Annotated in this window: 3 protein-coding genes; all 3 read right to left on the reverse strand. The window is 78.8% G+C overall.

Annotation, left to right across the window (positions count from 1 at the left end; all coding sequences use genetic code 11):
• Positions 1–1,240 (reverse strand): ABC transporter permease (locus HLB09_RS14825; protein WP_171204104.1); only part of this gene is annotated, 1,240 nt, incomplete at its 3' end.
• A 3-nt stretch (positions 1,241–1,243) separates the two neighbouring features.
• Positions 1,244–2,017 (reverse strand): ABC transporter ATP-binding protein, encoded by a 774-nt coding sequence (locus tag HLB09_RS14830; protein ID WP_171204105.1) that lies wholly within the window; start codon positions 2,015–2,017, stop codon positions 1,244–1,246.
• 277 nt (positions 2,018–2,294) lie between these two features.
• Complete coding sequence (locus tag HLB09_RS14835) at positions 2,295–3,005, reverse strand: response regulator (RefSeq protein ID WP_212771155.1); 711 nt, start codon at positions 3,003–3,005, stop codon at positions 2,295–2,297.
• Positions 3,006–3,173: the final 168 nt, after the last annotated feature.

Consider the following 3,173-nt stretch of genomic DNA (forward strand, 5'->3'; position numbering starts at 1 on the left):
CCAGCGGGCGCAGGGCCGCCAGGGGCGCGACGCGCGTCGCGGCGCGCGCCGGGCTCGTCGCGGCGACGACGGTGACGAGGGTGCCGAGCACGAGCCCGACGACCACGGCCCACCACGGCACCGACAGCCCCTGCAGGGGGATCGGCGCGTCGGTGCGGGCGACCACCGCGGAGCCCGCCGCCGTGATCGCGACGCCCAGCGCCGTCCCGAGCGCCGAGGCGGCGAGCCCCGTGGCCAGGGCCTCGAGGAGGACGCCCCGGCGCAGCTGGGCGCGCGAGGCGCCGACGCAGCGCAGGAGCGCGAGCTCGCGGGTCCGCTGGGCGAGGAGCACGGCGAAGGTGTTGGCGATCACCAGGCCCGCGACGAGGACGGAGACGACGGCGAAGGCGAGGAGCACCGAGACCAGCTGCAGGGCACCGCCGGTCGTGGCGGAGACGACCGCGTCGGTGGCGTCGTCCGCCGTCTGCGCGGCCACGGGGACCCCGAGGGCGTCGGTGGCCGCGTCCCCGACGGCGGTCGCCAGCGTCTGGGCGTCGGTGCCCGGCGCGGCCGCCACCCGCAGCTCCTCGGACGAGGTGGACGAGCCCCAGGCCGCCACCTGGTCGGCCGTCACGGCGAGCCGCGGGGTGACGGAGGCCGTGGGGTCACCCTCGGTGTCGAGGACGCCGACGACCTCCAGCCGCTGCGGCGCCGGCGCAGCCGGCTCCTCGTCCTCGGCCGTCGGGCGGGGCGGCTCGGGCTGGACGGTGACGACGTCGCCCGGGGCGGCGCCCACCCGCTCGGTGACCGCGACCTCGCCGGCCCGCTCGGGGAGGCGGCCGTCGCCCACCTGCTGCCAGCGCAGGGGCGAGCCGACGGGCTGGACGGGCACGACCTGCGCGGTCGTGGCGGCGCCGTCCGCGCCCTCGGAGCCGCCGGTCGACACGGACGCGTAGGTGGTGGTGTCGAGGGCGACGTCCGTGACACCGTCGACGGCGCGCACGGCGTCCACGGCCCCCGCCAGGGACGGCGGGACGGCGAAGGGGTCGTCGACGTCGGCGGGCGGCACGTCGGTCGGGGCCTCGACGACGGCCGCCGCGGGCAGGTACGGCGCCGCGAGCGCGGCGCGCACGGTGGCGGCGGCGGTCGAGCCGCCGACGAGGGTGACGACGACGAAGGCGACCGCGATGACGACGGCGGTGGCGCTCGCGAGCAGACGGCCCGCGTGGTGGCGAACCTGGGCGAGGGTGAGGCGCAGCACGGCTCAGCCCCCGAGCGCCGCGAGGGCGGAGAGGACGGACTCGGCCGTGGGGGCGTGCACCTCGCCCGCGAGGCGGCCGTCGGCGAGGAGCACGACGCGCTCGGCGTAGGACGCGGCGACCGGGTCGTGGGTGACCATGACGACGGTCTGGCCCGTCTCGCGGACGGCGCTGCGGAGCAGCGAGAGCACCTCGGCGCCCGCGCGGGAGTCGAGGTTGCCGGTCGGCTCGTCGGCGAAGACGACGTCGGGGCGCGGCAGGAGGGCGCGGGCGACGGCGACGCGCTGCTGCTGCCCGCCGGACATCTCGGACGGCCGGTGGTGCAGGCGCTGCCCCAGCCCGAGGCGGCCGACCACCTCGTCGAACCAGGCCGGGTCCGGCTGCCGGCCGGCGAGGGCCAGGGGGAGCACGGCGTTCTCCTGCGCCGTCAGCACCGGCACGAGGTTGAAGGACTGGAAGACGAAGCCGATGCGGTCGCGCCGCAGGCGGGTGAGCTGCTTCTCCCGCAGGCCGGTGATCTCGGTCGAGCCCACCCACGCGCGGCCGCTCGTCGCCGTGTCGAGGCCGGCGAGGCAGTGCAGCAGCGTGGACTTGCCCGAGCCGGAGGGCCCCATGACGGCGGTGAAGGTGCCGCGGCCCACGCAGACGTCGACGCCGTCGAGCGCGGTGACGGCCGCGTCGCCGCGGCCGTGGACCTTGGTCAGACCCTCGGCCCGCACGGCGGCGGTCGTGGCGTCGGGCCGCGAGCCCGCGGGGCGCGCGGCGGTCGGTCCGGTCATCGGGGCGGACGGGGCGGGGTGCACGGGACCTCCTGGCGAGGAGCGGGCGGCGGCCGGGAACGGCTGCCGCAGCGGACGTCCCGACGCTAGGGAGGCGGCCGTGCGCCCCGCGTCGGCCGCAGGTCTGCTCATCTCGGCGCCGGCGTCGGCCCCAGAGGGGACCTCCTGGGCCGGTGGGACGGCGCCCGGGGCCCCGGGTCAGACCCTGGTCGGACGCCGCCCGGCGGTGCGCCCGGTGGGTGGTGGGTCCGGTGGGGAGTCGATCCGGGCCGGCGGCTCAGCCCTCGGCGTCGCGCAGGAGGTCCTCGGGCCGCACGAGCCCGCAGCGGTAGGCCAGGACGACCGCCTGCACGCGGTCGCGCGAGCCCGTCTTGGCCAGCACCCGGCCGACGTGGGTCTTCACCGTGGCCTCGGAGACGAAGAGGCGCGCCATGAGGTCGGTGTTGCTGGCGCCGCGCGCCATGAGCTCGAGCACCTCGCGCTCGCGGGGCGTCAGCGCCTCGAGCGCGGCTGCGTCGGCGGCCCGGGCGGGGGCCGGTGCCCCCGCGGGGTCGGCGCCCGCCGCACCGCCTGCGCCTCCCGGGGCGGCCGGCGCGGCGGCGCCGTCGTGCTCGTCGGCGAGCAGCGGCCCGACGTGCTGCAGCAGGGCCCGGGTGGCGCGCGCGGCGATGACGGCGTCGCCGGCGTGCACCGTGCGGACGGCGGCCAGGAGCTCCTCCGGCTCGGCGTCCTTGAGGAGGAAGCCGCTGGCGCCGGCGCCGATGGCGCTGACGACGTACTCGTCGAGGTCGAAGGTCGTCAGGACGACGACCCGCGGGGCGCCGTCACCGGCGGTGAGCCGGCGCGTGGCCTCGATGCCGTCCATGCGCGGCATCCGGACGTCCATGAGGACGACGTCGGCCTCGACCTCCGCCAGAAGGGCGAGCGCGGCGGCGCCGTCACCGGCCTGGCCGACGACCGCGAGGTCGGGCTGGCTGTCGATGACCATGGCGAAGCCCGTGCGCACGAGCGGCTGGTCGTCGACGAGGACGACGCGGACGGCGTCGGCCGCGCTCACCGACGGGCCCCCGCGCGGACGCCGGCCGAGGCAGCGGACCCGTCGGCCGCCGGCGGCTCGTCCGGCACGAGCGCGCGCACGCGCCAGCCGCCGCCCGGG

This window comes from Pseudokineococcus marinus (genome assembly GCF_013004605.1).
Lineage (GTDB): Bacteria > Actinomycetota > Actinomycetes > Actinomycetales > Quadrisphaeraceae > Pseudokineococcus > Pseudokineococcus marinus.

What these genes read in the sequence shown, in the direction of transcription:
- HLB09_RS14830 (WP_171204105.1), bottom strand. Translation starts at nt 2,017, where the DNA reads ATGACCGGACCGACCGCCGCGCGCCCCGCGGGCTCGCGGCCCGACGCC.
- HLB09_RS14835 (WP_212771155.1), bottom strand. Translation starts at nt 3,005, where the DNA reads ATGGTCATCGACAGCCAGCCCGACCTCGCGGTCGTCGGCCAGGCCGGT.